Origin of the sequence: Pseudomonas sp. G5001 (genome assembly GCF_013385475.1) — a bacterium.
Lineage (GTDB): Bacteria > Pseudomonadota > Gammaproteobacteria > Pseudomonadales > Pseudomonadaceae > Aquipseudomonas.
Map to the genome: position 1 here is coordinate 303,939 of NZ_JACAPZ010000005.1, position 26,627 is coordinate 330,565.

The following is a 26,627-nucleotide window of genomic DNA, read 5'->3' on the forward strand; positions in this document are numbered from 1 at the left end:
AACCCATGCCGGGTTGGGCATGTGGTTTTAGAGGGCTGAGGCATGTCGAGAGTCTGTCAAGTTACCGGTAAGGGTCCGGTGACTGGGAATAATATTTCCCACGCAAACAACAAAACCCGTCGTCGTTTCCTGCCAAACCTGCAGCATCACCGCTTTTGGGTTGAAGAAGAGAAACGTTTTGTTCGTCTGCGCGTATCTGCCAAAGGCATGCGTGTTATCGACAAGCGCGGCATCACTGTCGTGCTGGCCGAACTGCGCCGCGACGGCAAAATCTAAGGAGCTAAATCATGCGTGAATTGATTCGAATGATCTCTAGCGCCGGTACTGGTCACTTCTACACTACCGACAAGAACAAGCGTACTACCCCGGACAAGCTCGAAAAGAAAATGTTCGACCCGCGCGTTCGCAAGCACGTGATCTACAAAGAAGGCAAAATCAAGTAATTGGTTTTCTTTCTTGTGAAAAAAAGCCCGTATCTCACGATGCGGGCTTTTTTTTGTGCCTGTTAAATGATCAGGCCTTTTCTTCGAACACCACGTAGATCTTGCGGCAGGGTTCCAGCACTTCCCAGGTGCCGCTGAAGCCGGCCGGAATGACGAAGCGATCACCGGCCCGCAAGGTCTTGGCGTTGCCGTCGGCATCGCGCAACACCGAAACACCCTGCACGATCTCGCAATACTCATGCTCGGTGTAGTTGACCTTCCACTGTCCGACTTCACCTTCCCAGACCCCGGCGCTCATCTGGCCGCACGGACTGTTGTAGTGGTTGTAGACGGTTTGCTCCGGGTCGCCCTTGAGGATTTTCTCCGCAGCCGGACGGTAGCGATCTGGCTCGGTCCTGGCCTGGCTGAAGTCGACGATATTCTGGATGTTCATGGGCGTGTCCCGTCTGGCCTGCGGTTGGAGAGCTCAAAGTCTATGTTTATTAAAATGAACATCGCAAGGGCGTTTGCTGCCGTTATGTCAAATATATTGAAACATCCATCGCCGCTGGTTTAGGGTGGCAGCTGCCTTGAGCCGAACAGCTGGCTGGCCGGGCAAGAATTCTTCGAAGGTGCCTGGGTACATCGCCCGGCCCTTGTATTCAATAAGAGGAGGACACTCGCATGACCACCCTGACCCGTGCCGACTGGGAACAACGCGCCAAGGATCTGAAGATCGAAGGCCGCGCCTACATCAATGGCGAATACACCGCCGCCGTTTCCGGCGACACGTTCGAATGCCTGAGCCCAGTCGATGGCCGCCTGCTGGCAACCGTTGCCAGCTGTGACGTCGCCGACGCCCAGCGTGCCGTAGAAAACGCCCGTGCCACGTTCAATTCCGGTGCCTGGTCGCGCCTGGCGCCAGCCAAGCGCAAAGCCACCATGATCCGTTTCGCCGGCCTGCTCAAGGCCAACGCCGAAGAGCTGGCACTGCTTGAAACCCTGGACATGGGCAAGCCGATCAGCGACTCCCTGAACATCGACGTCCCAGGCGCGGCGCAAGCGCTGAGCTGGAGCGGCGAGGCCATCGACAAGATCTACGATGAAGTCGCAGCCACCCCTCACGACCAGCTGGGCCTGGTGACTCGTGAGCCCGTCGGCGTTGTCGCGGCCATCGTGCCGTGGAACTTCCCGCTGATGATGGCCTGCTGGAAACTCGGGCCGGCGTTGTCCACCGGTAACTCGGTGATCCTCAAGCCGTCTGAAAAATCACCGCTGACTGCCATCCGCATCGCTGCCCTCGCGGTTGAAGCCGGCATCCCGAAAGGCGTGTTCAACGTGCTGCCGGGTTATGGCCACACCGTGGGTAACGCCCTGGCGCTGCACATGGACGTCGACACCCTGGTGTTCACCGGTTCCACCAAGATCGCCAAGCAACTGCTGATTCGCTCCGGCGAGTCGAACATGAAGCGCGTCTGGCTGGAAGCTGGCGGCAAGAGCCCGAACATCGTGTTTGCCGATGCCCCGGACCTGCAAGCCGCCGCCGAGTCCGCGGCCGGCGCCATCGCCTTCAACCAGGGCGAAGTGTGCACCGCCGGTTCGCGCCTGCTGGTGGAGCGTTCGATCAAGGATAAATTCCTGCCGCTGGTGATCGAGGCCCTCAAGGCCTGGAAGCCGGGCAACCCGCTGGACCCGGCCACCACGGTCGGTGCGCTGGTGGACACCCAGCAGATGAACACCGTGCTGTCGTACATCGAAGCCGGGCATGCCGATGGCGCCAAGCTGGTGGCCGGCGGCAAGCGCACGCTGCAGGAAAGCGGTGGCACCTATGTCGAGCCGACGATTTTCGACGGCGTGACCAACGCCATGAAGATCGCCCAGGAAGAAATCTTCGGCCCGGTGCTGTCGGTGATTGCCTTCGACAGCGTGGAAGAAGCCATCGCGATCGCCAACGACACCCAATACGGCCTGGCCGCTGCGGTGTGGACGTCGAACATCTCCAAGGCACACCTGACCGCCAAGGCACTGCGTGCCGGCAGCGTATGGGTCAACCAGTACGATGGCGGCGACATGACCGCACCGTTCGGTGGTTTCAAGCAGTCGGGTAACGGCCGCGACAAGTCGCTGCACGCGTTCGACAAGTACACCGAGCTGAAGGCGACCTGGATCAAGTTGTAAGCCTCCAGGAACACCGCTGTAAAAAATGTGGGAGCGGGCTTGCTCGCGAATGAGGTATCACAGTCGCTGATGTATTGACTGGTACACCGCATTCGCGAGCAAGCCCGCTCCCACACTGTTTTGTGTGATCTCCAAATCATCCACAGGAGCGTGGAAATGCGTTGGGCGACCTATTTCGCCGTGTTGGCGTCGGTCTTGAGCGTGGGCCTGGCCTTGGGCGTGAGCATGCCGCTGGTGTCCCTGCGCCTGGAAAGCTGGGGCTATGGCAGCTTCGCCATCGGAGTCATGGCGGCGATGCCGGCCTTCGGTGTGCTGCTGGGTGCCAAGGTCTCCAGCGGCCTGGCCTCGCGCCTGGGCACGGCGAACCTGATGCGCCTGTGCCTGTGGGCGGGGGCGATTTCCATCGGCTTGCTGGCGGTATTGCCCAGCTACCCGGTATGGCTGGTGTTGCGGCTGATGATCGGGGTGATCCTGACCATCGTGTTTATCCTCGGCGAAAGCTGGATCAACCAACTGGTGATCGAACGTTGGCGCGGCCGTCTGGTGGCGCTGTATGGCTGCAGCTATGCCTTGAGCCAGCTGTCGGGCCCGTTGCTGCTGGGCGCGCTGGGTACGGACAACGATATTGGCTTCTGGGTGGGTGTCGGTCTGCTGACGTGCTCGCCGATCCTGCTGCTGGGCCGTTCCGGTGCGCCGACTGCCGAGTCCTTCAGCGTGACCTTTGGCGACCTGCTGCGCTTCTGCCAGGGCTTGCCGGCGATTGCCTGGGCGGTGGCGTTGTTCGCCGCATTCGAGGCGATGATTCTTACGTTGTTGCCGGTGTATTGCCTGCAACAGGGTTTCACCGCCGAGATTGCCCTGGCGATGGTCAGCACGGTGGTGGTCGGTGATGCGTTGCTGCAACTGCCGATTGGCGCGCTGGCGGACTACCTGCCTCGGCGCACGCTGTTTCTCGGCTGCGCGCTGATGCTGCTGGTGACGAGCCTGGCGATTCCGCTGTTGCTCGATACGCTGATGATCTGGCCGGTGTGGGTGCTGTTCGGGGCCAGCGCCGGCGGGTTATTCACCCTGTCGCTGATCCTGATTGGCGAGCGCTACCGCGACGACGCGCTGGTGCGCGCCAATGCGCATATCGCGCAGCTGTGGGGCATTGGCTGCCTGATCGGCCCGCTGGTAGCCGGTGCCGGCAGCCAGTGGATCAGCGGGCATGCGTTGCCGTTGTTGATGGCGGCGGGCGCGTTGGGGTTGGTGATCCTGTTGCTGCGCCAAGGTTCGTTCGGCGCCGCACAACCCGCCTGAACTTGAAATGCGATCACCTGTGGGAGCCGGGCTTGCCCGCGATGGCGGAGTGTCAGCACCGGATACGTAAACTGACACTCCGCCATCGCAGGCAAGCCAGCTCCCACAGGTCCCGTCGCTGTTCTTAAAGCATGCGTTCCAGCCCGACGGATGTAGCAAACCAGGCATTGAACCGGCGCCACCAACTGCCGGGTTCGCGGGTCAGGGTGTGCAGTTGGCCGTTGTCTTCGGTCACCCATACCACCTGGCCATCCTGCAGCTTCGCCTGATAGCTCAACGGGGGCGCCATGCCCTCCAGTGCCAGGTTGCGCACGTGTTCCGCCAGTTCGGGACTGTCCACCAGCACCCCGACTTCGGTGTTCCACAGCACCGAGCGCGGGTCGAAGTTGAATGAGCCGATGAAGGATTTCTCCCGATCAAAGATGATCGCCTTGCTGTGCAGGCTGGAATCCGAACCGTGGAATGTACCTTTGCGGAACAGATGAGGTCCGCTGCCGCCACCGTCTCCCGGCTGGCGACGCAACTCGTATAGCTTCACCCCGTGTTCCAGCAGCGCCTTGCGATAGGGCGCATAACCGCCGTGCACGGCCGGTACGTCGGTGGCTTCCAGGGAATTGGTCAGCAGGCTTACCGATACACCGGCGTCCGCGCGACCGGTCAGGTATACCAGGCCAGGCTGGCCTGGAACGAAGTAAGCCGAAATCATCATCAGCTCATGGCTGACACCTTCCAGCTCGGACGCCAGTTGGGTGGTCAGCAGCAGCCGTGGATCCGGATCGGCCTTGGCCAGCACCTTGCTCGGCGCATCCCACAGCGCCTGGTTCCAGGCCCAGATCAGCTCGCGACGCCAGATGTCCATGCGCGGCTGGGTCTTGTAGGTGCGCAGGCGGTTGTACAGGGCATGGTTTTGTTGGCGAGACTCGGCAAGGGAATCTTCCAGGCGTACGCGGGCACTGGCCAGGTCGCCTTTGGAAGCGCTGCTGACGAAGTCACCAATGGGTTTGCTCAGGGCACTGTTCCAGTACTGATCGAAACTGTGGCCGAGTTGCTCGGCCACCGGGCCCACGCTGAGCATGTCGATATCGGTGAAGTTGAGGTTGGGCTCGGCGTCGAAATACTCATCCCCCAGGTTGCGCCCGCCGACGATGGCCACGCTGTTGTCTGCCAGCCACAGCTTGTTGTGCATGCGCCGGTGTTGCAGCGACAGGTCGAACAGCCGCGCCATGGCCCGCGTCACGCCGGTGCTGCGGCCCAGGTGCAGCGGGTTGAACAGGCGAATCTGGATCTGCGGGTGGGCGGCGAGGGTGGCGATGATCTGGTCCAGGCCGTCGCTGGTGGTGTCGTCCAGCAGGATGCGCACGCGCACGCCACGGTCGGCGGCCTTGAGCAGTTCATCCACGAGCATGCGGGTGCTGATGCCGTCGTGGACGATGTAGTACTGCAAGTCGAGGCTGGTCTGGGCGTTGCGGATCAGTTCGGCGCGGGCCATGAAGGCTTCGCTGCTGTTGGGCAGCAGGCGGAACCCGGAGCGGCCTTTGTAGGGAGCGGCCTGGGCCTGGATCGAGCGGCCGAAGGAAGATTCGCTGGCCGGCAGCGCCTCGCTGGGTGTGCGTGGCGCGTCGATGGTGGCGCAGCCGCCCAGGGCCAGGATGCCCAGCAGGAAAAACGGTAATAGCCGGTGGGTCATCAATGACATGGGTTCCGAATCAGGGCGATTGTGGGCATATGACGGCTATTTCCCGTAAAAGGTCAGTCCATCGCTTCGGCCAGCAACCGGATGGCGGTCGCGCCGACCTTGCGTACAGCCTCTTCAATCTGCGGCGTTGGTTTGGCAGCGTAGTTCATGCGCAGGCAGTTCCTGTACTTGCCGGAGGCGGAAAAGATACTTCCCACGGCAATCTGTACACCTTCATCCACCAGCAGCCGGTTGAGTTTCAGGGTATCGAAGCCTTCCGGCAGTTCCACCCACAGCATGAAACTGCCCTGGGGGCGGCTGGCGCGGGTGCCCGCCGGGAAATAGCGGCTGACCCAATCGAGCATCAGGTCGCGATTGCGCTGGTATTGCGTGCGCATCCGCCGCAAATGTGGCTCGAAATGTCCACCTTTCAGAAACTCGGCAATTGCGATCTGCGGCTGGGTCGCGGTGGAGCCGGTGCTGATGTATTTCATGTGCAGCACACGCTCCAGATAGCGACCGGGTGCGACCCAGCCAATCCGCAGGCCGGGTGCGAGGGTCTTCGAGAAAGAGCTGCACAGTACGACGCGGCCATCTTCGTCGAAGGACTTGATGGTGCGTGGCCGCGGGTAGCTGTAGGCCAGTTCGCCATACACGTCGTCTTCGATGATCGCCACGTCAAAGCGCTGGGCCAGGGTCAGCAGTGCGCGTTTGCGCGACTCCGGCATGATGTAGCCCAGTGGGTTGTTGCAGTTGGGGGTCAACTGTATGACTTTGATCGGCCATTGTTCCAGTGCCAGTTCCAGCGCTTCCAGGCTGATACCGGTGAGTGGGTCGGTGGGGATTTCCAGGGCTTTCATGCCAAGGCCCTTCAGGGTTTGCATGGCGCCGTGGAAGCTTGGCGAGTCGACGGCAACGATGTCGCCGGGCTCGCAAATGGCGTGGATGCTGGCGGACAGGGCCTCGTGGCAGCCGGTGGTGATCACCAGGTCCTGGGGCGTCAGTTGGCAGCCTGAATCGAGCATCAGGCGGGCAATCTGTTCACGCAGGTCCAGGTTGCCGTGGATGGTGTCGTAATACAGCCCCGGCATGTCCTGGCGCCGACTGATCCGGGCGAGGCTGCGTAGCAGGGGTTTCATGGTCGGCGACAATACATCCGGCATGCCCCGGCCCAACTGTATGGCGTCTTTGCGTGGCACCGCGCGGATCAGCTCCAGCACTTGGTCCCACTGGGAAATTTCCACCGGGCGCTGGGCCGGGCGGCCTACGGCGGGCAATGCCGGCAAGTCGCGGCCCACCGGTACGAAGTAGCCGGATTTGGGTTTGGGCATCGCCAGGCCGTTGTCTTCCAGTAAGCGGTAGGCCTGCTGCACGGTGCTCAGGCTGACCCCATGCTCCACACTCAAGGCCCGAACTGACGGCAATCTGTCGCCCGGGCGATAGAAGCCCTGCTCGATGCGCGTGCCCAACAGTTCGGCGAGGTTGACGTATAGGGTCATGGCGGTGCTTCCCGGTTACCAGTACAGATAGGCTGAAAATACAGGATTCAGCGGCCGATAGGCAGTATCTGTATGGATTTAATACAGGGTGGTTGAATCTGTCATGGTTTTACGTGCCGGCTCATCCTACGTACTCATGGCAACACGTTAATGAGGGGCAGGAAAATGAGCGGTATGAGCGATGTGCGGTTGGCGTTACACAGTCAGGAACTGGAAGCCGGGCAGGAGCGGCGCATGGCGGCGCGTACCAAGGCCCCCACACTCAGTTCATGGGCGTTGTTCTGGCACCGCATGCATACGCGCAAAACCTTGCTGGAGCTGACCCCCGAGCAACTGCGAGACGTGGGCCTGAGTGCCGAGCAGGCGCGCCGGGAAGGCTTGAAGCCCTTCTGGCGCGGCTGATTCAGACCAGTTCTTTCAATCGGTGCCAGAGCATTCCCAACGCCAGCAGCGGCGAGCGCAAATGCTTGCCGCCCGGGAAAGTGATGTGCGGCACCTTGGCAAACAGATCAAAGCGCCCGCTTTGCTGGCCGCTGATGGCTTCGCCCAACAGTCTGCCTGCCAGGTGGGTGGCGTTGAGGCCATGGCCGGCATAGGCCTGGGCGAAATACACATTGGGCTGGTCGGCCAGTCGGCCAATCTGCGGCAGGCGGTTGGCGCCAATGCCGATCATCCCGCCCCACTGGTAGTCGATTTTCACGTTGGCCAGTTGTGGGAACACCTGCAGCATTTTCGGACGCATATAGGCACCGATGTCCTTCGGATCCCGTCCGGAGTAATGGCAGGCACCGCCGAACAGCAAGCGTCGGTCGGCGGACAGCCGGAAGTAATCCACCGTCACCCGCTGGTCACACACCGCCATGTTTTGCGGCAGCAACTCGGCTGCCTGGGCTTCGCTCAAGGGCTCGGTGGCGATGATGTAGCTGCCGGCGGGCAGCACCTTGCCGCTCAGATGCGGGTTGAGGCCGTTCAAATAAGCATTGCAGCCCAGCACCAGGGTCTTGGCGCGCACATTGCCCTGGGCGGTGTGAACGTTGACCTCCGGGCCGTAATCGATCCGCACCGCTTCGGAATGCTCGAACAACTGGACGCCCAACCGCTGTGCAGCGGCTGCCTCGCCGAGGGCCAGGTTCAGCGGGTGCAGGTGGCCGGAGCCCATGTCGATCATGCCGCCAACATAGCGGTTGGAGCCGATCACACTGCGCATCTCGCTGGCTTGCAGCAGGCGCACTTCATGGCGATAGCCAAGGCCTTGCAGCTCTTCGGCGTCGGCGGCCAGGTGTTCCAGGTCGCGGGGTTTGTTGGCCAGGTCGCAGTAGCCCCAGGTCAGGTCGCAGGCGATCTGCGAACGTTCGACCCGCTGCCGTACGATTTCCACGGCTTCCAGGCCCATCAGTTTCATCTGGCGCACGCCCTCGGCGCCGATGACGTTGGTGAACTGATCCAGGCCATGACCGACGCCACGAATCAGTTGCCCGCCATTGCGCCCGCTGGCGCCCCAGGCAATCTTGCGGGCTTCCAGCAGGACCACGCTGAAACCCCGTTCAGCCAGTTCCAGAGCGGTGTTGAGCCCCGAAAAGCCGCCGCCGACCACGCACACATCGACCACGATTTCACCTGTCAGCACCGGATAATCAGGCTGCGGGAAACTGCTGGCGGCGTAGTAGGAATTGGCGTGCCGGGCGCTGGCGGTCATGGGGAGCATCCCTGTTTGGAAAATTTGACGCAGGATACAGCGGTCGGGCGAAGCTGTCTCACCGGGGGCTTTTAGGGCAGAATCCACGCCTATTCGCCGTTCGGTCCCTGTGTCGATGAGTTGCAACAGTCAGAAAGTCAATGCGCTGCGCCGGCAGATTCCCTCGTTCGAGTGTGTCCCGGGTTGCCACGACTGCTGTGGGCCGGTGACCACGTCCCCCGAGGAAATGTCGCGCCTGCCGCGCAAGACCGCTGCCGAGCAGGAAGCGGCGATGGACGAACTCAACTGCGTGCACCTTGGGCCCAATGGCTGCACCGTGTACGACGAGCGCCCGCTGATTTGCCGCTTGTTCGGCACCACGCCGACCTTGCCATGCCCCAACGACCGCCGCCCGGTGGAGTTGATCCACCCACGGGTGGAAAAGCAGATTCATGCGTACATGGCGTCGACGCGTCAGGTATTGGTCTAGCGGATGTCCCCGCTCCCACATTGGCCTGTGGTGCTGTCTTAATCCGGGATCGGCAGGTTCAGGCTCTCTTTCACCTCTTCCATCACGATATAGCTCTTGGACTCCCGTACGTGGGGCAGCTTGAGCAGGATATCGCCGAGCAACTTGCGGTACGACGCCATCTCCGAAATGCGCGCCTTCACCAGGTAGTCGAAATCCCCCGACACCAGGTGGCACTCCAGCACGTGGGGCAGTTTCAGCACGGCGCGTCGGAATTCTTCAAAGGTGTCGCCGGACTTGTAGTCGAGGCTGATCTCGACAAACACCAGCAGGCTGCCCTTCAAATGCTGCGGGTTGAGCCGGGCGTTGTAGCCCATGATGATCCCTTCGCGCTCCAGGCGCCGGACCCGCTCGGTGCACGGCGTGGTCGACAGCCCGACCTTTTCCCCCAGCTCAGTAAACGAAATTCGCCCGTCGGCCTGCAGGATACGCAGGATGTTGCGGTCGATCTTGTCCAGCTCCCGCTTGGTCTGAGTGTTGGTCCGCATAGGGGATGCTCCTCCGTGAAAAGGGTTTTTGCCGAGAATTGTCGCCAAATATAGGCAGTTATATAGTGAAATGCACTGGTGATTGCTTTTTATACTGCCCACATCTTTGTGCTGAACAACAAACGTCAGCGGTCAAGCCGTGATGAGGGAATAAAAATGCGCGTTCTGGTCTTGGGTAGCGGTGTCATTGGCGTGGCCAGTGCCTACTATTTGGCACGAGCTGGTTTTGAAGTGGTCGTGGTCGACCGTCAGCCGGCTGTGGCCATGGAGACCAGTTTCGCCAACGCCGGGCAGATCTCGCCGGGCTACGCCTCGCCATGGGCTGCGCCGGGTGTGCCGCTCAAGGCTATCAAATGGTTGCTGGAGCGCCATGCGCCCCTGGCGATCAAGGCCACCGCCGATATCGACCAGTACCTGTGGATGGCGCAGATGCTGCGCAACTGCACCGCCAGCCGTTATGCGGTGAACAAGGAGCGTATGGTGCGCCTGTCCGAATACAGCCGCGATTGCATCGACGAGCTGCGTGCCGAGACCGGCATCGCCTACGAAGGGCGCACTTTGGGGACTACCCAACTGTTCCGTACCCAGGCTCAGCTGGACGGTGCTGCCAAGGACATCGCCGTGTTGAAAGAGTCCGGTGTGCCTTACGAGCTGCTGGACCGCGCCGGCATTGCCCGGGTTGAACCAGCCCTGGCCAGCGTCACCGATATCCTCGCCGGTGCCCTGCGCCTGCCGAACGACCAGACCGGCGACTGTCAGATGTTTACCACCCGCCTTGCCGACATGTGCAAGCAACTGGGTGTCGAATTCCGCTTCGAGCAAGATATCCAGCGCCTGGACTACGCCGGTGACCGGATCAACGGCGTGTGGATCGACGGCAAGCTGGAAACTGCCGACCGCTACGTGCTGGCCCTCGGCAGCTACTCGCCGAAGCTGCTCAAGCCACTGGGAATCAAGGCGCCGGTGTACCCGCTCAAGGGTTACTCGATGACCGTGCCGATCACCAACCCGGCGATGGCCCCGACCTCGACCATTCTCGATGAGACCTACAAGGTCGCGATCACCCGTTTCGACAACCGTATCCGCGTCGGTGGCATGGCTGAGATAGCCGGTTTTGACCTGTCGCTGAACCCGCGTCGGCGGGAAACCCTGGAGATGATCGTCAACGACCTTTATCCTCAGGGCGGTGATTTGAGCCAGGCCAGTTTCTGGACCGGCCTGCGCCCGACCACGCCAGACGGCACGCCGATTGTCGGTGCTACCCCGTTCAAAAACCTGTTCCTGAACACCGGCCACGGCACCCTCGGTTGGACCATGGCCTGTGGCTCTGGTCGTTTGCTGGCCGACCTGATGGCGAAGAAAACCCCGCAAATCAGTGCCGAAGGCCTCGATATTTCCCGTTATGGCAACCACCAGGAGTCTGCAAAACATGTCAATCCAGCGCCAGCTCACCAATGAGCGCATGAGCCAGATCGTTGTTCACAGCGGTACCGTGTATCTGGCAGGGCAGGTCGGCGACGACATGAGTGCCGGGATTGAACAGCAGACCCGCGAAACCCTCGTCAATATTGAGCGTTTGCTGGACCTGGCCGGTACCGACAAGACCAAGCTGCTGTCGGTGACCATCTACCTGAAAGACATTGACGCCGATTTCGCCGGGATGAACGCGGTATGGGACAAGTGGCTGCCAAAAGGCGTCGCGCCGGCCCGTGCCACGGTTGAAGCGAAACTCTGCGAACCGGAAATCCTGGTGGAGCTGTCGGTTGTGGCCGCTCTGCCGTAAGCAAAAAATCCTCTCCCGGTGCCTGCGTTGTCAGCGGGTACCGGTTTTTTCTTCCCACCGCCGCCTAGAAGCCTGCCGCCATGCGTCCTGCCCGTGCCCTGATCGACCTCCAAGCCCTGCGCCATAACTACCAACTGGCCCGTGAAGTCACGGGTGGGGCCAAGGCCCTCGCCGTGATCAAGGCCGATGCCTACGGCCACGGTGCCGTGCGCGTTGCCCAGGCGCTGGAAGCCGAGGCGGACGGGTTTGCCGTGGCCTGCATCGAGGAAGCGCTGGAGCTGCGGGCCGCCGGGATTCGCGGGCCGGTGCTGTTGCTCGAAGGTTTTTTCGAAGCCGACGAGCTGCCGCTGATCATCGAACATGATTTCTGGTGCGTGGTGCATTCGCTGTGGCAGCTGGACGCGATTGAACAGGCGCAACTCAGCAAGCCGCTGACCGTCTGGCTCAAGCTAGATTCGGGCATGCACCGTGTTGGCTTGCACCCCAAGGATTATCACGACGCTTACCAGCGCCTGCTGGCCAGCGGCAAAGTCGCGAAGATCGTGCTGATGAGCCACTTCGCCCGCGCCGATGAGCTGGACAGCACCAGCAGCGAAGAGCAAGTTGCGGTGTTTGAAGCGGCGCGCCAGGGCTTGTCGGCCCAGGTCAGCCTGCGCAACTCGCCGTCGGTGCTGGGCTGGCCGAACGTTTCCAGTGACTGGGTACGCCCGGGCATCATGCTCTACGGCGCCACGCCGTTTGGCGAAGGCCAGGCCATCGCCGCGCGTTTGCAGCCGGTGATGACCCTCGAATCGAAAGTCATCTGCGTACGTGAACTGCCGGCCGGCGAACCTGTGGGCTACGGCGCCAGGTTCATTACCCCGAAACCGATGCGCATCGGGGTAGTTGCCATGGGCTACGCCGACGGCTACCCGCGCCACGCACCCACCGGCACCCCGGTGCTGGTGGCCGGCCAGCGCAGCCAGTTGCTGGGCCGTGTGTCGATGGACATGCTGTGTGTCGACCTGACCGACGTGCCCCAGGCCGGGCTCGGTTCCACCGTCGAATTGTGGGGCAAAAACATCCTCGCCAGTGACGTTGCCACCGCCGCCGACACCATTCCGTACCAGATCTTCTGCAACCTGCGCCGAGTGCCACGGCTCTATTCCGGCGCTTGAGCGGCACCCACGAATGGCAGATCCCGGGATTTAGGCCAAAGTGTTGTAAATACTGAACGCTGTCGCCATGATAACGCTCAATTACAACAACGCCTGAATCCTAGGAGGCTCCTGCATTGGACGTCGGCGAACGACTGCAATCCATCCGTAAACTGAAAGGTCTTTCCCAGCGTGAGCTAGCCAAGCGCGCGGGCGTCACCAACAGCACCATTTCGATGATCGAAAAAAACAGTGTCAGCCCCTCCATCAGCTCCTTGCGCAAGGTGCTGGGCGGCATTCCCATGTCGATGGTGGAGTTCTTTTCCGAGGAGATCCTCCAGGAAAAACCGACCCAGATCGTCTATAAAGCCAATGAGCTGATCGATATCTCCGACGGCGCCGTCACCATGAAACTGGTGGGTCGCGCGCATCCGAGCCGGGCGATTGCGTTCCTCAACGAGATCTACCCGCCAGGTGCTGATACCGGCGAAGAGATGCTCACCCACGAGGGCGAGGAAACCGGGATCCTGGTGGAAGGTCGCCTGGAACTGGTGGTCGGCCTTGAAACTTTTGTGCTCGAAGCCGGCGATAGCTACTACTTTGAAAGCACCAAGCCGCACCGTTTTCGCAATCCGTTCGAAGTGCCGGCGCGACTAATCAGCGCAGCCACACCCGCGAACTTTTAAGAAAAGAGGCGTCCTGCCTATGTCGCAGAGACGCCCGTAGCAGCATTCTGTCTTGCTGAATCTCCCCTTGGTTAATAGGGTTGTTTCGGCGGGGCGGGCTAACCGTTATACTTTCGCCGCCTGCGAAACCGTGGCCGCAGGCGTGAATAGCCACCATTGAGGGTGAACGCGTGAACCTAATTATGAAAATGCTGGCTGCACCAGCAACCGTACTGGCCCTATGGGCTGTCAGCGCTCAAGCTGCGACCAATGATGAAATTGCCAAGCGCCTGGAGCCTGTAGGCCAGGTGTGCGTCCAGGGGCAAGAGTGCAAGGGGATGGAAGTGGCAGTGGCTGCGGGCGGCGGCGGCGGTGCGAAATCGCCGGATGACGTAATCGCCAAGCACTGCAACGCTTGCCACGGTACCGGCCTGTTGGGCGCACCGAAAATCGGTGACACCGCCGCCTGGAAAGACCGCGCGGACCATCAGGGTGGCCTCGATGGCCTGCTGGCCAAGGCCATTACCGGTCTGAACGCCATGCCGCCAAAAGGCACCTGCGCCGATTGCTCGGATGCCGAGCTTAAAGGCGCGATCGAGAAGATGTCGGGGCTGAAATAAACCGATCTTCGCCAAAAGAGCCGCTGACCAGCGGCTTTTTTTGTGCCCGCGATTTGCCTTTTGAGGCTGTTCTTTGCAGCAAAGACCCGGCAAGCTCGGTCCAACCCCAATTCATGGAATGTTCGGGAGAAGTCGGATGGTGCAGTTGTGTTCAATCGAGCAAGCAGTCGACGACGTACTGGCACGGCTGCCGGCGCATATTCACATGGGCATGCCCCTGGGCCTGGGCAAACCCAACCTGTTCGTCAACGCGCTGTACCGGCGTATCGCCAAGTTGCCGGACCGGGCGCTGACCATCTACACCGCCCTGGCCCTGGGTCGCCCTACCTTGGGCGATGGTTTGCAGAAGCGCTTTCTCGAGCCCTTTATCGAACGGGTCTTCGGTGACTATCCCGAGCTGGACTTCCTCGCCGCACTGCGCAAGGACAGCCTGCCGTCGAACATTCACGTGCAACAGTTCTTCATGCAGCCCGGCAGTTTGCTCCACAGCCTTTCGGCGCAGCAGGATTACGTCAGCAGCAACTACAGCCACGCCGCCCGTGATATCAATGCCGCCGGCCTGAACCTCGTCGCGCAACTGGTGGCCAGCAGTGCCGAACATCCGGATCGCCTGAGCCTGAGCTGCAACCCCGACATCACCCTCGACCTGTTGCCGATGATCGCCAAGCGCCGCGAAGCCGGTGAAACCATCCTGGTGGTGGGCCAGGTTCACAGTGATTTGCCCTACATGCCCGGCGACGCCGAGCTGGGCATGGATGAGTTCGACTTCCTGATCGACGAGAAGGACAGCACCACGCTGTTCTCCACCCCGAACATGCCGGTGGGTTTCCAGGATCACTTTATCGGTTTGCACGCCAGCACCCTGGTGCGCGACGGCGGCACCTTGCAGATCGGCATCGGCTCCATGGGCGATGCACTGACTGCGGCCTTGCTGGCGCGCCAGGCCGATAACGAGGCGTATCGCCTGTTGCTCACCGACCTGGATGTGTACCAATGGGCACCGCTGATCAGCCACGAAGGCGGCGTCGCGCCTTTCGCCCGTGGGCTGTACGGTTGCAGCGAAATGTTCGTCAACGGCCTGCTGGTGCTGGCCGATGCCGGGATTGTGCGGCGCAAGGTATACCCGGACGTCGCGACCCAGGAGCGGGCCAACGCCGGCACCCTGGACGAAGCGGCACAGACCGACGGCATCTCGGTGCATGGCGGCTTCTTCCTCGGGCCTCGTAGCTTTTACGAGCGTTTGCGGGACTTGCCGCAGAGCAAGCGCCTGGAATTCAACATGACCCGCATCAGCTACATCAACGAGCTGTACGGCCAGGAAGAACTCAAGCGTTTGCAGCGCCTGGATGCGCGCTTCATCAACAGCGCGTTTACCGTGACCCTGTTGGGCGCGGGCGTGGCCGACCAGTTGGAAGACGGCCGCGTGCTCAGCGGTGTTGGCGGGCAATACAACTTTGTCGCCCAGGGCCATGCGCTGGAAGGCGCGCGCTCGATCCTGATCCTGCGCAGCTGGCGCGAATCGGGCGGCGAGGTCAGTTCCAATATCGTCTGGGAATACGGGCACTGCACGATTCCCCGGCACCTGCGAGACATCGTCATCACCGAATACGGCATCGCGGATTTACGCGGGCAGACTGATGCCAGGGTGATCGAGGCGCTGCTGAATATCACCGACTCACGGTTCCAGGAAGATTTGATCGAGCAGGCGCAAAAGGCCGGGAAGTTGCCGAAGGATTTCCAGCTGGATCCGCGGTTTGCCGACAACACGCCGGAGCGTCTGCAGGGGATTCAGGCGCGGCATCCACGGCTGTTCCCGGAGTATCCGCTGGGCAGTGACTTCACGGATGAAGAGCGGGATTTGTTGCGGGCGTTGAACTGGCTCAAGAGCAAATTCAAGCTGACGGAGATTCTGGAGCTGGGCAAGGCAGCGCTGGATGCACCGGAGCCGGAAGCGTTTCCCGAGCATTTGGTACGGATGCGACTGGATAAGCCGGAGGGGTTGAAGGAGGACTTGTATCAGCGCCTGTTGCTAGCGGGCCTACAAGCTACCGCGCACTAGAAAACACAGGAGATCAAATGTGGGAGCGGGCTTGCTCGCGAAAGCGGTGGATCAGTCGACCTATCCGGTGACTGACACACCGCTTTCGCGAGCAAGCCCGCTCCCACATGTTTAACCGTGCCCGCACCGATTACTCGATAAAGGTCACAACCCCACCCGCCAACGACTGCACCCGCGCCAGCGACTCAACCCGGTAACCCTGGGCATCCAGCTCCGCACGGCCGCCCTGGAACGACTTCTCGATCACGATCCCCAAACCTGCAACGGTCGCGCCGGCCTGTTTGATGATCGAGATCAGCGCCTGGGACGCCTTACCGTTGGCCAGGAAGTCATCGATGATCAGCACGCGGTCGCTGCTGGTCAGGTGGCGCGGGGAAATCGCCACGGTGCTTTCGGTTTTCTTGGTGAAGGAATACACCGTCGCCGACAGCAGGTTTTCGGTCAGGGTCAGGGACTGTTGCTTGCGGGCGAAAATCACCGGCACGCCGAGGTTCAGGCCGGTCATGATCGCCGGTGCAATGCCCGAGGCTTCGATGGTGACGATCTTGGTGATCCCCGAATCCTTGAACAACGCAGCAAACTCGTCACCGATCAGTTTCATCAGCGCCGGGTCGATCTGGTGGTTCAGAAAGGCGTCGACCTTGAGTACCTGATCGGAAAGCACGATGCCTTCTTCGCGAATTTTCTTGTGCAGTGCTTCCACGAAAGCTTCCTCTGTTGGCGCAACACGCGCCGAAAGTAGATTAAAAAGTAGTCGATTCTAGCGCTTTAACATCGCGCGTATATCCGCCAGGGCGGTGTTGCCGCGAACGGCTTTGACTTCGGTCGGTGTGTCGTCGTTGCCTTCCCAGGCCAGGTCGTCCGGCGGCAGTTCGTCGAGGAACCGGCTGGGGGCACAATCGATGATCTCGCCGTACTGCTTGCGCTTGGCGGCAAAGGTGAAGGCCAATGTCTGACGCGCGCGGGTAATGCCCACGTAGGCCAGGCGCCGTTCTTCCTCGATGGTGTCGGCTTCGATGCTGGAGCGGTGCGGGAGGATTTCCTCTTCCATGCCCATGATGAACACGTAGGGGAATTCCAGGCCCTTGGACGCATGCAAGGTCATCATCTGCACGCCTTCGGCGCCGTCTTCCTCTTCCTGCTGGCGTTCAAGCATGTCCCGCAGCACCAGCTTGCCGATGGCGTCCTCGACGGTCATCTCGCCTTCTTCGTCCTTCTCCAGGGTATTTTTCAACGCCTCGATCAGGAACCACACGTTGCCCATGCGGTAATCGGCAGCCTTGTCGCTGGAGCTGTTGGTGCGCAGCCAGTTCTCGTAGTCGATGTCCATGACCATGCTGCGCAGGGCGCTGATCGGGTCTTCGCCGGCGCACTGCTCGCGCACCTTGTCCATGAAGCGCTTGAAGCGCGCCAGGCGGTCGGTGAAACGAGTGTCGAGGTGCTCGCCCAGGCCGATTTCGTCGGTGGCGGCGTACATCGAGATCTTGCGTTCGGTGGCGTAGTTGCCGAGCTTTTCCAGGGTAGTCGAACCGATTTCCCGGCGTGGGACGTTGATCACCCGCAGGAAGGCGTTGTCGTCGTCCGGGTTCACGATCAGCCGGAAGTAGGCCATCAGGTCTTTCACTTCCTGGCGTCCGAAAAAGCTGTTGCCGCCCGACAGGCGATAAGGAATCTGGTGGTGCTGCAGCTTCAGCTCGATCAGCTTGGCCTGGTAGTTGCCGCGGTACAGGATCGCGAAATCGCTGTAGGGCCGGTCGGTACGCAGGTGCAGCGTGAGCAGTTCGACGGCCACGCGCTCGGCTTCGGCGTCTTCGTTGCGGCAGCGGATCACGCGGATCTCGTCGCCGTGGCCCATCTCGCTCCACAGTTGCTTTTCAAACTCGTGGGGGTTGTTGGAGATCAGCACGTTGGCGCAACGCAGGATGCGGCTGGTGGAGCGGTAGTTCTGCTCCAGCATCACCACTTTCAGGGACGGGTAGTCGTCCTTGAGCAGCATCAGGTTTTCCGGGCGGGCGCCGCGCCAGGCATAGATCGACTGGTCGTCATCGCCCACCACGGTGAACTGGTTGCGCTTGCCGATCAGCAGCTTCACCAGCAGGTATTGGCTGGCGTTGGTGTCCTGGTATTCGTCCACCAGCAGGTAGCGGACTTTGTTCTGCCACTTTTCGAGGATGTCGGCATGTTCCTGGAACAGCTTCACCGGCAGCAGGATCAGGTCGTCGAAGTCCACCGCGTTGAACGCCTTGAGCGTGCGCTGGTAGTGGGTGTAGACAATGGCGGCAGTCTGCTCCTTGGGGTTGCGCGCAGCTTCCAGGGCTTCGGCGGGCAGGATCAGGTCGTTTTTCCACGAGCCGATCATGTTCTTGATCTCGTCGACGCCGTCGTCGCCCGCGTATTCCTTCTGCATGATGTCGGTCATCAGCGCCTTGACGTCTGTCTCGTCAAAGATCGAGAAGCCCGGCTTGTAGCCCAACCGCACGTGTTCCTTGCGGATGATGTTCAGCCCCAGGTTGTGGAAGGTACACACGGTGAGGCCACGGCCTTCGCCACCCTTGAGCAGGGTGCCGACGCGCTCTTTCATTTCCCGCGCCGCCTTGTTGGTAAAGGTCATGGCGACGATGTACTGGGCACGGATGCCACAGCTCTGGATCAGGTGCGCGATCTTGCGGGTGATCACGCTGGTCTTGCCGGAACCGGCACCGGCGAGCACCAATAGAGGGCCGCCGACGTAGTTCACGGCTTCTTGCTGCCGGGGATTGAGTCGGGACATACGAAATTCAGGAGGTCATTGATCAAAAGGGCGGGCATTTTAACAGGCTGGCAAGATTCTGCTGCCTCTGAACGACAGTGTGACGTACCACTCGATCTAAATTTGCCGGTTTTGTTACTTTGCCGCAGGATGTGCAGGGTATTTAGGACTATTGTTCGGTCTAGAGCTGCACAGTGCGCATTTGATAACCCATATCATTGGTCATTATCGGGGCGCACGTCATAATGCCCGCCGCCAACGAAATTTTGCAGAGTCTAGGGAGCTAGCTTGTCTACGCCTGTCGAACCCTTGCGTTTGCTGCTACTGGCCGATGAGCCAGCGTGGGCAGCGTTATTGCGCGAGTGCCTGGCGCCGATGGGCGACGGAGCTGTGCTGATCAGCGCGCCAAACTGGGAGTCTGTGAGCAACCTGTTCGACGACGATCACAGCGCGGTGCTGTTGACCACGGCCAACCTTCAGCCCGGCCCCGGTCGCTGCAGCTTGCCAACGGTATTGCTGTTGGAAGAGGAACCCCTGGTTTCACCCCTCGGCGTCAGCGACTGGCTGATCCTGAATGCATTGGATGTCGATACATTGCGCCGTTGCCTGCGGCATGTGCGCGAGCGCGGTGTGCTGGAAAACACCCTGCAACGCCTGGCCGAACAGGACCCGCTGACCGGTATCGCCAACCGCCAGGGCTTCCAGACCCTGCTGACCGCCCGCCTGGCGGAAAACGAAGGCCGTGGCGTTGCCCTCGGCCACCTCGACCTGGACAACTTCCGTCACGCCAACGACGCCCTCGGCCACCAGGCCGGCGACCGGCTGATCCTGCAAGTGGTCTCGCGGCTCAAGAGCCAGCTGGAGGCCGGCGATCAACTGGCGCGCCTGGGCAGCGACGAATTTGCCCTGCTGATCGACACCCGCCGTGCGCCCCAGCGCGCCGAATGGATGGCCGAGCGCATCGTCGAAGCCATGGCCGAACCCTATTGGGTCGATGGCGAAAGCCTGCTGATCGGTTGCAGCCTCGGCGTGGCCCATGCCCGCGCCAAGGCCGGCGCCGACCCGTTGATGTGGCACGCCCACATCGCCATGCAGCAAGCCAAAAGCACCCAGGGCTGCACCTTTCATATCTTCAACGAACGCATCAACCGCAATGCCCGCAGCCTCGCCGACCTTGAAAGCGAGCTGCGCCGGGCGTTGCGTCGTGACGAACTGGAGCTGCATTACCAGCCCCGCCTGGACCTCGACGATGGGCATATCGTCGGCCTGGAAGCACTGGTGCGCTGGCGCCACGGTGAGCGCGGCCTGTTGCCGCCGAGCGAGTTCGTGCCGCTGGCCGAGCAGAGCGGCTTGATCGTGCCGCTGGGCTACTGGGTGATTTCCCGGGCCCTGCGCGACATGCAGGACCTGCGCGAACGCGGGATTGCGCCGTTGCACATGGCAGTCAACCTGTCGTTCCGCCAGTTTCAGGACAGCCAACTGCTCAGCACCCTCAGCCGGCTGATTGCCGAGCGCGGCGTGGAAGCCCAGTGGCTGGAATTTGAGCTGACGGAAACCGCCGTGATGCGCCGCAGCGACCTGGTCAAGCAGACCATGGATGCGCTGGGCCGCCTGGGTGTGCGCTTTTCCCTGGATGACTTTGGCACCGGCTTTTCGTCGTTCGTGCACCTCAACAGCCTGCCGATTGCCTTGCTGAAGATCGACAAGAGCTTTGTCGGCGGCATGGAAGAGCGCGAAGAGAATCGCAAGCTGGTGCACGCCATGATCAACCTGGCTCATAACCTGAACCTGGAAGTGGTCGCCGAGGGCGTGGAAACCGCCGAGCAACTGGCGTTGCTGCGGTTGTTCGGCTGCGATCAGGCCCAGGGTTACCTGATCAGCAAGCCGTTGCCGTTGGCGGAACTGGTGGACTACCTGACGTTTGGTGACAGCCAGGAACTGGTGGGCGGCGTGATCTGATGTTGTGAACCCGATCAAAAATGTGGGAGCGGGCTTGCTCGCGAATGCGGTATTTCAGCCAACCAATGCATGGCTGACCCACCGCATTCGCGAGCAAGCCCGCTCCCACATTTGACCGAGTACAGCCGTTACTCCGGCTGCGCGGCTTGAAATCCTTGGTGGGTTTCAGGCTCCTGGCGAATCATCCGCTTCATCTTCCGTTCAAACGCCCAGGTCAGGCTGACTGCCGCGCACGCCAGGCCCAGGGCCAGGCCCCACCAAACGCCCGTCGGCCCCCAGCCGAGATTGAACGCCATCAACCATGCGGCCGGTGCGCCGATCAGCCAGTAGCAGCCCAGCCCGACCAGGAAGGTGGTCTTGGCATCCTTGAGTCCGCGAATGCAGCCCATGGCGATGGTCTGCACGCCGTCGAACAGCTCAAACCATGCGGCCACCGCCAGCAGGCTGACGGCGAGGTTGATCACGTCGCGAAACGCCGGGTCATGCTGGTCGAGGAACAGGCTGATCAGTTGGTGCGAGAACAACCACAGCACCGCTGCAAAGCCCAGCATCACCACTGCGCCAAAGCCTATGCCAACTCGCCCGGCCAGCCGCGCTTCCAGCAACTGCCCGGCACCGTAATGCTGGCCGATACGCATGGTGATCGCGTACGACATGCCCGCCGGCACCATGAACGCCACCGACACGATCTGCAGGGCGATCTGGTGCGCAGCCAGCTGCGTGCTGCCCATGGTGCCCATGCACAGCGCGGCGAACGCAAACAGCCCGACTTCCACCGCATAGGTGCCACCAATCGGCAGGCCCAGGCGCCACAGTTCCCGCAGGTAATGCAGGTTGGGCCGCAGCAGACCCTTGCGCAGCGGATACGCGTCGTAGGCACGGTTGTATTTGATGTACCAGATCAGCGCCAGGGCCATGCAGTTGGCAACGATGGCGGTGACCAGGCCAATGCCCACCAGCCCGAGTTTCGGCAGGCCGAACATGCCTTCGATCAACGCGTGGTTGAGCAGGTAGTTGATCACCGTGCCGCCCAGGCTGATCACCATCACCGGCGTGGCCTTGCCGATAGCGCTGGTGAAGCCGCGCAAGGCCATGAACGTCAGGTAGCCGGGCAGGGCGAACGGCAGGATGGTCAGGAACTGGCCGGCGGACGCGACGTTGGTTTCGGTCTGGCCGAACATCAGCAGCACCGGCTTGAGGTTCCACAGCAGCAAACCAGCCACCAGCGCCATCAACCAGGCCAGCCACAGCCCGGCCTGGGTCAGGCGGGTGGCGCCTTCGATGTCGCCGGCGCCCTGGCGGATCGCGACCAGCGTGCCCACGGCAGCGATCACGCCGATGCAGAAAATCGACACGAACGAATAGCTCGCCGCACCCAGGCCTCCGCCGGCCAGGGCCTCGGGGCTCAGGCGGGCCATCATCAGGGTGTCGGTCAGCACCATCAGCATGTGGGCCAACTGTGAGGCAATCAGCGGCCCTGACAGCCGCAGAATGGCCCAGAGTTCGGTACGTGCCGGATGCTGCATGATCATCACGCTCAAAAAGTCAGGGAAGGGTGGAAGGGTTGATTCTCGGCGCTCACAGCGCATTGCACAAAGGGATAAATCCGATGGCTCGCATGATTAAAACTCATGCCTGAATGATTCTGGTAGGGTTTCGATATTGCGCCGTCGGAGTTTTCGCCATGTCTCGTCGTCTTCCTCCTCTTTACGCCTTGCGCGCGTTTGAAGCTGCGTCCCGCTACAACTCGTTCACCCGGGCGGCGGAAGAGTTGTCGATTACCCAAAGTGCGGTGAGCCGGCACATTCGTACCCTGGAAGAGCATTTCGCCTGCCGCCTGTTCCAGCGCAGCGGCCGCACCTTGCAACTCACCGAGGCAGCGCGCCTGTTGCTGCCGGGCGTGCGTGAAGGCTTTGCGGCCCTGGAGCGCGCCTGCCATACCTTGAATGCCGAGGACGACATCCTGCGCATGAAGGCGCCGTCCACCCTGACCATGCGCTGGCTGCTGGCGCGCCTCAGTCGCTTCCGGCACCTGCAGCCGGGCAATGAAGTGCAACTGACCAGCGCCTGGATGAGCGTCGATGAGGTGGATTTCAACCAGGAACCATTCGATTGCGCGGTGTTGCTGAGCAACGGGCATTTCCCGCCGGACTGGGAAGCCAGCTACCTGTTTCCGGAGTTGCTGATTCCGGTGGGCGCGCCGAACCTGTTGAGCGACGGACCCTGGGACGTTGCGCGCCTGGCCTCTGCCGAACTGCTGCACCCGACGCCGGACCGGCGTGACTGGCGCAACTGGCTGGAGCGCATGGGGCTGTCATCCCAGGTTTCGCTCAAGGGCGGGCAGGTGTTCGACACCTTGGAGTTGGGCATGATCGCCGCCGCCCGAGGGTACGGCGTGTCCATGGGCGACTTGCTGATGGTGGCCGAAGACGTGGCCCAGGGCCGCCTGAGTCTGCCATGGCCCACCGCTGTGGCCAGTGGGGAAAATTACTATCTGGTGTGGCCGAAGACCCGGCCGGGTGGCGAGCGTTTGCGACGGCTGGGTGACTTTCTCCAGGGCGAAGTGCAGGCCATGGAATTGCCCCAGGTCGAGCGCCTCGACTGAGTGGATTGCGCACCGGCCAGCAATCGTTTGCGCGATACCCCTGTGATTCGCTCAAGTATTGAGCCTGCCCGCCGAAGTAGGGTTGTTGGAACTACCGTTCTGCAACGTTTCCCCTATTAGAATTTTGCCGAGCAGCGCTATGAGATCAGGATGATCCTGGCCTCGGCCAGGAGCCTTCATGTCTCAACCTCGCGCCCGGATTGCCTCTCAACTGGGGCTTGCCCTCGCCGTGATACTGGCTGTCGTCATCAGCGGCAGCACGGTATTCGCGTTGCGTTCGCTGGATTCCGCCAACCTCGACACCCGCGAGGAGCACCTGGCCAGCGAGGCCCGCTTGCTGGCCGACCAACTCAATACCTTCCACAGCACCTTGCGCGAAAGTACCCAGCGTTTGAGCGGGCTGTTTGAAAAGCGCTTCAGCGCCGGCTTGAGTACGCGCCCTGAGCAACCGGTGACGGTGGCGGGCGTGCAGACGCCGGGCCTGTACCTGGGCGAGGAAGTGCTCAACAACAACTTCGCTGAAGTCGATGAGTTCAAGCAGATGTCCGGCGGCGTGGCGACCTTGTTCGTACGCAGCGGCGAGGACTTTATCCGCGTCAGCACCTCCCTGACCAAGCAGGATGGCAGCCGCGCCATCGGTACGGCGCTGGATCACCAGCATCCGGCCTATCAACGCTTGCTGGGCGGACAGGGCTACGTTGGCCGTGCGGTATTGTTCGATCGCTCCTACATGACCCAGTACAGCCCGGTGCGGGACGCCAGCGGCAAAGTGATTGCGGTGCTGTTTGTCGGCTTCGACTACACCGATGCGCAGAACGCCCAGTTCGACAACCTCAAGCGTTTCCGCATCGGCCAGACCGGTTCCCTGGCGCTGCTGGACGAACAGAAGCACTGGCTGGTACCGCCCGCTGGCGTGCAGGCGCTGGATCAGTCGATTCCGGTGATGCTCGACCTGGCCGCCAAACCTGGAAAAGGCCGTTTCTGGAGCGACAAGAACGAAGATTTCTACAGCGTTGCCGTGCCGTTTGAAGGCGGCCCGTGGTCGGTGGTGGCGAGCATGCCGAAAGCCGAAATTCGCGCGGTGACCTGGTCGGTGGGGATTCGCCTGGCGATCGGCAGCTTGCTCGCGATGCTGCTGGCGGTGGGCGCGGCGGTCTGGTTGCTGCGCAGCAAGTTGCAGCCGTTGGGCGACCTGGTGCGTCAGGCCGAAGCCCTGGGCGCCGGTGATTTGAGCGCACGGCTGAACGTTTCCAGCCATGACGAAATCGGCCAGTTGGCCCGCAGTTTCAACCAGATGGGCGAAGCGCTGTCGACCATGGTGTCGCATATCCGCAAGGCGGCTGAAGACGTGAACAGCCGCGCCCAGGCGTTGTCGGGTTTGTCCGGCGGTGCGTACGAAGGCATGGAGCAACAGTCCGGCGAGATCACCAGCATGGCCGGCGCGGTGGAAGAGTTCAGCGCCACCTCGCTGAATATTGCCGACAACATGGGCAACACCGAACGCCTGGCCCAGGACAACGCCCAGCAAACCAGGATCGGCCGCACCTCGATGCAGGAAGCTTCGTCGTCCTTGGAACACATCGCCACCGCGCTGAACAGCACGGCCACGGTGATCAACACCCTGGGCCAGCGCTCCCAGGAAATCGGCGGGATCGTCGGGGTGATTACCGCGATTGCCGAACAGACCAACCTGCTGGCGCTCAACGCCGCCATCGAAGCGGCGCGGGCCGGTGAGCAGGGCCGTGGGTTTGCGGTGGTGGCCGATGAAGTGCGCAACCTCGCATCGCGCACCCGTCAGGCCACGGATGAGATTTCCGGGATGATCCAGAGTATCCAGCAGGAAACCGGCAACGCCATCAGCACCATGGAGCAAGGCAACGTGCTGATGCAGGAAGGCCTGGCTCGCAACGCTGACGTCGCCTCTGCGCTGGCGCGGATCGACGAGCAAAGCCGCTCGGCGGGCCAGCAGTTTGCGGCCATTACCACAGCGACCCAGGAGCAGAGCAGCACGGCGACCCTGCTGAGCAGCAACTTGCAGAGCATCGCCCTGGCCAACAGCGAGCAGCGTGAAGTGGTGTCCAACCTTGCGATCACCGCCAAGGAACTGGAGACCCTGGCGGCGGGCTTGCGGCATGAGGTTGACCGGTTTCGTTGATTGACTGTTCGGGCCGTCATCGCGGGCAAGCCCGCTCCCACAGTTGACCGTGTTGTTCTGGAGTACGCGGTCCACTGTGGGAGCCGGGCTTGCCCGCGATGACGGCCGACCCGACGCCTCAAACGTCGGATCGGTCGCCCAGCCCCGGGTCCACACGCTTGCCAATGTCCTTGAGTCGCGCCAGTTGATCAACCATCCCTGGCGCTTCATCCAGGCTGCTGACAAAGGTCCACAGGTAAGTCATCACCGCATACACATGGCCGGCCTTGACCGCCGGCGACAGCGCCAACTGGCTGATGGCGACCACAAACAACAGCGCCGCCAGCGTGCCGATAAACAGGAACGCTGCGGCCTCGCGGTCCGACAGCCAGATGCGCAGGCGTGACAGCACCTGGTAGTGGCGCTGCAAGGTCTGTGCGCCGACCTTTTCCACCAGGCCGATTTCCTTTTCCAGGCGGTCATTCAAGCGCTCATGCAGTTCCTGATTGCGCCGGGCGAAACGTGGCAACAAAGTTGTGCACAGCACCAGCGCCGTCAGGCACGCCAGGCCTATCCACGGCTCGATCACCAACAGCATCACTGCCGCACCGACGATGGAAACCAGCGCCGTCGCGATGATCGGCACGTGTTTTTCGAAGAAGTCGACAAAGTCCCGCGCCAGCACCACCCGCGCCGCCGCTCGTGAAGTGCTGTGGTTTTGCAGGCGCTGGTTGAGAATCACCGGCACCGCAAGGTCCGCGTAGATACGGGTGAAGGTGCGTGTATCCAGCGCCCGTCGCGCCGCCCCGACCACCCAGAACGCCAGCACCACGGCGGCGTAGAACAGCGCGCTGCCGGCATCGCCGCGGATGATCGAGTCCACCGCGAACCCCGCAAACAGTGGGTAGGCCAGCAGCAATGCGTTCTCCAGGGCCACCAGCGACAAGGTGCAGAACAACTTGCCGGGATAGGCCTTGGCGATCGCCTTAAGGGTTTGGCTGGCGGATTGTTGCCCGATCTTTTTGCTTTCTTCGATCAGGATCTGGGGTGTTACGGATGACATGGGGTGCACCGAGAGTGAGATAAACGCTATTATTGAGCGACTGCTCAAGTATCCTTGAGCGACCGCTCAAAAAGCAAGCGCCGTCGATC

General features: G+C 61.7%; 24 protein-coding genes. 15 read left to right on the forward strand and 9 right to left on the reverse strand.

Annotation, left to right across the window (positions count from 1 at the left end; all coding sequences use genetic code 11):
• Nucleotides 1-42: 42 nt before the first annotated feature.
• Together rpmB and rpmG are read left to right on the forward strand one after the other, a co-directional pair.
• Nucleotides 43-276, forward strand: a complete 234-nt coding sequence (rpmB, locus tag HX805_RS02735) for a 50S ribosomal protein L28 (protein WP_003213263.1) — start codon at nt 43-45, stop codon at nt 274-276.
• 11 nt (nt 277-287) lie between these two features.
• Nucleotides 288-443, forward strand: coding sequence for a 50S ribosomal protein L33 (gene rpmG / locus HX805_RS02740; protein ID WP_003176906.1), 156 nt, complete (start codon nt 288-290; stop codon nt 441-443).
• 70 nt (nt 444-513) lie between these two features.
• Here rpmG and HX805_RS02745 read toward each other — a convergent pair whose 3' ends face one another.
• Nucleotides 514-876, reverse strand: a complete 363-nt coding sequence (locus HX805_RS02745) for a cupin domain-containing protein (RefSeq protein WP_003213261.1) — start codon at nt 874-876, stop codon at nt 514-516.
• Between the two features lie 230 nt (nt 877-1,106).
• On the opposite strand from HX805_RS02745, the gene HX805_RS02750 reads away from it, so the two are divergent.
• Nucleotides 1,107-2,600, forward strand: a complete 1,494-nt coding sequence (locus tag HX805_RS02750; protein ID WP_003213259.1) for an aldehyde dehydrogenase — start codon at nt 1,107-1,109, stop codon at nt 2,598-2,600.
• A 156-nt stretch (nt 2,601-2,756) separates the two neighbouring features.
• Nucleotides 2,757-3,899, forward strand: coding sequence for an MFS transporter (locus HX805_RS02755; protein WP_177116586.1), 1,143 nt, complete (start codon nt 2,757-2,759; stop codon nt 3,897-3,899).
• A gap of 124 nt (nt 3,900-4,023) precedes the next feature.
• Here the strand turns inward: HX805_RS02755 and HX805_RS02760 are convergent, their stop codons facing one another.
• Nucleotides 4,024-5,586 (reverse strand): phospholipase D family protein, encoded by a 1,563-nt coding sequence (locus tag HX805_RS02760; RefSeq protein WP_177116654.1) that lies wholly within the window; start codon nt 5,584-5,586, stop codon nt 4,024-4,026.
• Between the two features lie 62 nt (nt 5,587-5,648).
• Complete coding sequence (locus HX805_RS02765; protein ID WP_177116587.1) at nt 5,649-7,073, reverse strand: PLP-dependent aminotransferase family protein; 1,425 nt, start codon at nt 7,071-7,073, stop codon at nt 5,649-5,651.
• A gap of 165 nt (nt 7,074-7,238) precedes the next feature.
• Between HX805_RS02765 and HX805_RS02770 the strand changes: the two genes are divergently transcribed.
• Nucleotides 7,239-7,475 (forward strand): DUF1127 domain-containing protein, encoded by a 237-nt coding sequence (locus HX805_RS02770; protein ID WP_023659297.1) that lies wholly within the window; start codon nt 7,239-7,241, stop codon nt 7,473-7,475.
• A 1-nt stretch (nt 7,476) separates the two neighbouring features.
• On the opposite strand, the gene HX805_RS02775 is transcribed toward HX805_RS02770, so the two are convergent.
• Nucleotides 7,477-8,769, reverse strand: a complete 1,293-nt coding sequence (locus HX805_RS02775; RefSeq protein WP_177116588.1) for an FAD-binding oxidoreductase — start codon at nt 8,767-8,769, stop codon at nt 7,477-7,479.
• A 115-nt stretch (nt 8,770-8,884) separates the two neighbouring features.
• Between HX805_RS02775 and HX805_RS02780 the strand changes: the two genes are divergently transcribed.
• On the forward strand, nt 8,885-9,238 hold the full coding sequence (locus tag HX805_RS02780; RefSeq protein WP_003208747.1) for a YkgJ family cysteine cluster protein: 354 nt from the start codon (nt 8,885-8,887) through the stop codon (nt 9,236-9,238).
• Between the two features lie 38 nt (nt 9,239-9,276).
• Here the strand turns inward: HX805_RS02780 and HX805_RS02785 are convergent, their stop codons facing one another.
• Nucleotides 9,277-9,765: an Lrp/AsnC ligand binding domain-containing protein gene (locus HX805_RS02785; RefSeq protein ID WP_003206849.1), complete on the reverse strand. Its 489-nt coding sequence runs from the start codon at nt 9,763-9,765 to the stop codon at nt 9,277-9,279.
• Between the two features lie 156 nt (nt 9,766-9,921).
• On the opposite strand from HX805_RS02785, the gene dadA reads away from it, so the two are divergent.
• The 6 genes from dadA to HX805_RS02815 all read left to right on the forward strand — a co-directional run bounded on the left by dadA (nt 9,922) and on the right by HX805_RS02815 (nt 16,028).
• Nucleotides 9,922-11,223 carry a D-amino acid dehydrogenase gene (gene dadA / locus HX805_RS02790; protein WP_003208750.1) on the forward strand — a complete coding sequence of 434 codons (1,302 nt, stop codon included), beginning with the start codon at nt 9,922-9,924 and terminating at the stop codon, nt 11,221-11,223.
• Nucleotides 11,195-11,548: a RidA family protein gene (locus HX805_RS02795; protein WP_003208752.1), complete on the forward strand. Its 354-nt coding sequence runs from the start codon at nt 11,195-11,197 to the stop codon at nt 11,546-11,548. The genes dadA and HX805_RS02795 overlap by 29 nt, the downstream gene beginning before the upstream one ends.
• An 80-nt stretch (nt 11,549-11,628) precedes the next feature.
• Nucleotides 11,629-12,705, forward strand: coding sequence for an alanine racemase (gene alr / locus HX805_RS02800; protein ID WP_003208753.1), 1,077 nt, complete (start codon nt 11,629-11,631; stop codon nt 12,703-12,705).
• 116 nt (nt 12,706-12,821) lie between these two features.
• Nucleotides 12,822-13,370 (forward strand): cupin domain-containing protein, encoded by a 549-nt coding sequence (locus HX805_RS02805; RefSeq protein ID WP_003208755.1) that lies wholly within the window; start codon nt 12,822-12,824, stop codon nt 13,368-13,370.
• Nucleotides 13,371-13,552: 182 nt separating this feature from the next.
• A complete protein-coding gene (locus tag HX805_RS02810) occupies nt 13,553-13,969 on the forward strand; it encodes a cytochrome c5 family protein (protein ID WP_003208757.1) in 417 nt (138 codons plus the stop codon).
• A gap of 136 nt (nt 13,970-14,105) precedes the next feature.
• Entirely contained in the window at nt 14,106-16,028 is a 1,923-nt protein-coding gene (locus tag HX805_RS02815; RefSeq protein WP_003208758.1) for an acetyl-CoA hydrolase/transferase C-terminal domain-containing protein, read from the forward strand.
• Between the two features lie 130 nt (nt 16,029-16,158).
• Here the strand turns inward: HX805_RS02815 and HX805_RS02820 are convergent, their stop codons facing one another.
• Together HX805_RS02820 and rep are read right to left on the reverse strand one after the other, a co-directional pair.
• Complete coding sequence (locus HX805_RS02820) at nt 16,159-16,731, reverse strand: xanthine phosphoribosyltransferase (RefSeq protein WP_008439415.1); 573 nt, start codon at nt 16,729-16,731, stop codon at nt 16,159-16,161.
• Nucleotides 16,732-16,788: 57 nt separating this feature from the next.
• Nucleotides 16,789-18,798, reverse strand: coding sequence for a DNA helicase Rep (gene rep, locus HX805_RS02825; protein WP_008439414.1), 2,010 nt, complete (start codon nt 18,796-18,798; stop codon nt 16,789-16,791).
• A gap of 267 nt (nt 18,799-19,065) precedes the next feature.
• Here rep and HX805_RS02830 point away from each other — a divergent pair, with 267 nt between their 5' ends.
• Complete coding sequence (locus HX805_RS02830) at nt 19,066-20,736, forward strand: bifunctional diguanylate cyclase/phosphodiesterase (protein ID WP_008439412.1); 1,671 nt, start codon at nt 19,066-19,068, stop codon at nt 20,734-20,736.
• A 128-nt stretch (nt 20,737-20,864) separates the two neighbouring features.
• On the opposite strand, the gene HX805_RS02835 is transcribed toward HX805_RS02830, so the two are convergent.
• Nucleotides 20,865-22,268 (reverse strand): NorM family multidrug efflux MATE transporter, encoded by a 1,404-nt coding sequence (locus tag HX805_RS02835; protein WP_008439410.1) that lies wholly within the window; start codon nt 22,266-22,268, stop codon nt 20,865-20,867.
• Nucleotides 22,269-22,420: 152 nt separating this feature from the next.
• On the opposite strand from HX805_RS02835, the gene HX805_RS02840 reads away from it, so the two are divergent.
• Entirely contained in the window at nt 22,421-23,341 is a 921-nt protein-coding gene (locus HX805_RS02840; protein ID WP_003208769.1) for a LysR substrate-binding domain-containing protein, read from the forward strand.
• Nucleotides 23,342-23,519: 178 nt separating this feature from the next.
• Nucleotides 23,520-25,496, forward strand: coding sequence for a methyl-accepting chemotaxis protein (locus HX805_RS02845; protein WP_008439409.1), 1,977 nt, complete (start codon nt 23,520-23,522; stop codon nt 25,494-25,496).
• Nucleotides 25,497-25,614: 118 nt separating this feature from the next.
• Here HX805_RS02845 and HX805_RS02850 read toward each other — a convergent pair whose 3' ends face one another.
• Nucleotides 25,615-26,538: an ABC transporter six-transmembrane domain-containing protein gene (locus tag HX805_RS02850; protein WP_008439408.1), complete on the reverse strand. Its 924-nt coding sequence runs from the start codon at nt 26,536-26,538 to the stop codon at nt 25,615-25,617.
• Nucleotides 26,539-26,627 lie beyond the last annotated feature (89 nt).

Excerpts from the sequence above, each read along its gene's own strand:
- rpmB (WP_003213263.1), top strand. The coding sequence starts at position 43 with ATGTCGAGAGTCTGTCAAGTTACCGGTAAGGGTCCGGTGACTGGGAAT.
- rpmG (WP_003176906.1), top strand. The coding sequence starts at position 288 with ATGCGTGAATTGATTCGAATGATCTCTAGCGCCGGTACTGGTCACTTC.
- HX805_RS02745 (WP_003213261.1), bottom strand. The coding sequence starts at position 876 with ATGAACATCCAGAATATCGTCGACTTCAGCCAGGCCAGGACCGAGCCA.
- HX805_RS02750 (WP_003213259.1), top strand. The coding sequence starts at position 1,107 with ATGACCACCCTGACCCGTGCCGACTGGGAACAACGCGCCAAGGATCTG.
- HX805_RS02755 (WP_177116586.1), top strand. The coding sequence starts at position 2,757 with ATGCGTTGGGCGACCTATTTCGCCGTGTTGGCGTCGGTCTTGAGCGTG.
- HX805_RS02760 (WP_177116654.1), bottom strand. The coding sequence starts at position 5,586 with ATGACCCACCGGCTATTACCGTTTTTCCTGCTGGGCATCCTGGCCCTG.
- HX805_RS02765 (WP_177116587.1), bottom strand. The coding sequence starts at position 7,073 with ATGACCCTATACGTCAACCTCGCCGAACTGTTGGGCACGCGCATCGAG.
- HX805_RS02770 (WP_023659297.1), top strand. The coding sequence starts at position 7,239 with ATGAGCGGTATGAGCGATGTGCGGTTGGCGTTACACAGTCAGGAACTG.
- HX805_RS02775 (WP_177116588.1), bottom strand. The coding sequence starts at position 8,769 with ATGACCGCCAGCGCCCGGCACGCCAATTCCTACTACGCCGCCAGCAGT.
- HX805_RS02780 (WP_003208747.1), top strand. The coding sequence starts at position 8,885 with ATGAGTTGCAACAGTCAGAAAGTCAATGCGCTGCGCCGGCAGATTCCC.
- HX805_RS02785 (WP_003206849.1), bottom strand. The coding sequence starts at position 9,765 with ATGCGGACCAACACTCAGACCAAGCGGGAGCTGGACAAGATCGACCGC.
- dadA (WP_003208750.1), top strand. The coding sequence starts at position 9,922 with ATGCGCGTTCTGGTCTTGGGTAGCGGTGTCATTGGCGTGGCCAGTGCC.
- HX805_RS02795 (WP_003208752.1), top strand. The coding sequence starts at position 11,195 with ATGTCAATCCAGCGCCAGCTCACCAATGAGCGCATGAGCCAGATCGTT.
- alr (WP_003208753.1), top strand. The coding sequence starts at position 11,629 with ATGCGTCCTGCCCGTGCCCTGATCGACCTCCAAGCCCTGCGCCATAAC.
- HX805_RS02810 (WP_003208757.1), top strand. The coding sequence starts at position 13,553 with ATGAAAATGCTGGCTGCACCAGCAACCGTACTGGCCCTATGGGCTGTC.
- HX805_RS02815 (WP_003208758.1), top strand. The coding sequence starts at position 14,106 with ATGGTGCAGTTGTGTTCAATCGAGCAAGCAGTCGACGACGTACTGGCA.
- rep (WP_008439414.1), bottom strand. The coding sequence starts at position 18,798 with ATGTCCCGACTCAATCCCCGGCAGCAAGAAGCCGTGAACTACGTCGGC.
- HX805_RS02835 (WP_008439410.1), bottom strand. The coding sequence starts at position 22,268 with ATGATCATGCAGCATCCGGCACGTACCGAACTCTGGGCCATTCTGCGG.
- HX805_RS02840 (WP_003208769.1), top strand. The coding sequence starts at position 22,421 with ATGTCTCGTCGTCTTCCTCCTCTTTACGCCTTGCGCGCGTTTGAAGCT.
- HX805_RS02845 (WP_008439409.1), top strand. The coding sequence starts at position 23,520 with ATGTCTCAACCTCGCGCCCGGATTGCCTCTCAACTGGGGCTTGCCCTC.
- HX805_RS02850 (WP_008439408.1), bottom strand. The coding sequence starts at position 26,538 with ATGTCATCCGTAACACCCCAGATCCTGATCGAAGAAAGCAAAAAGATC.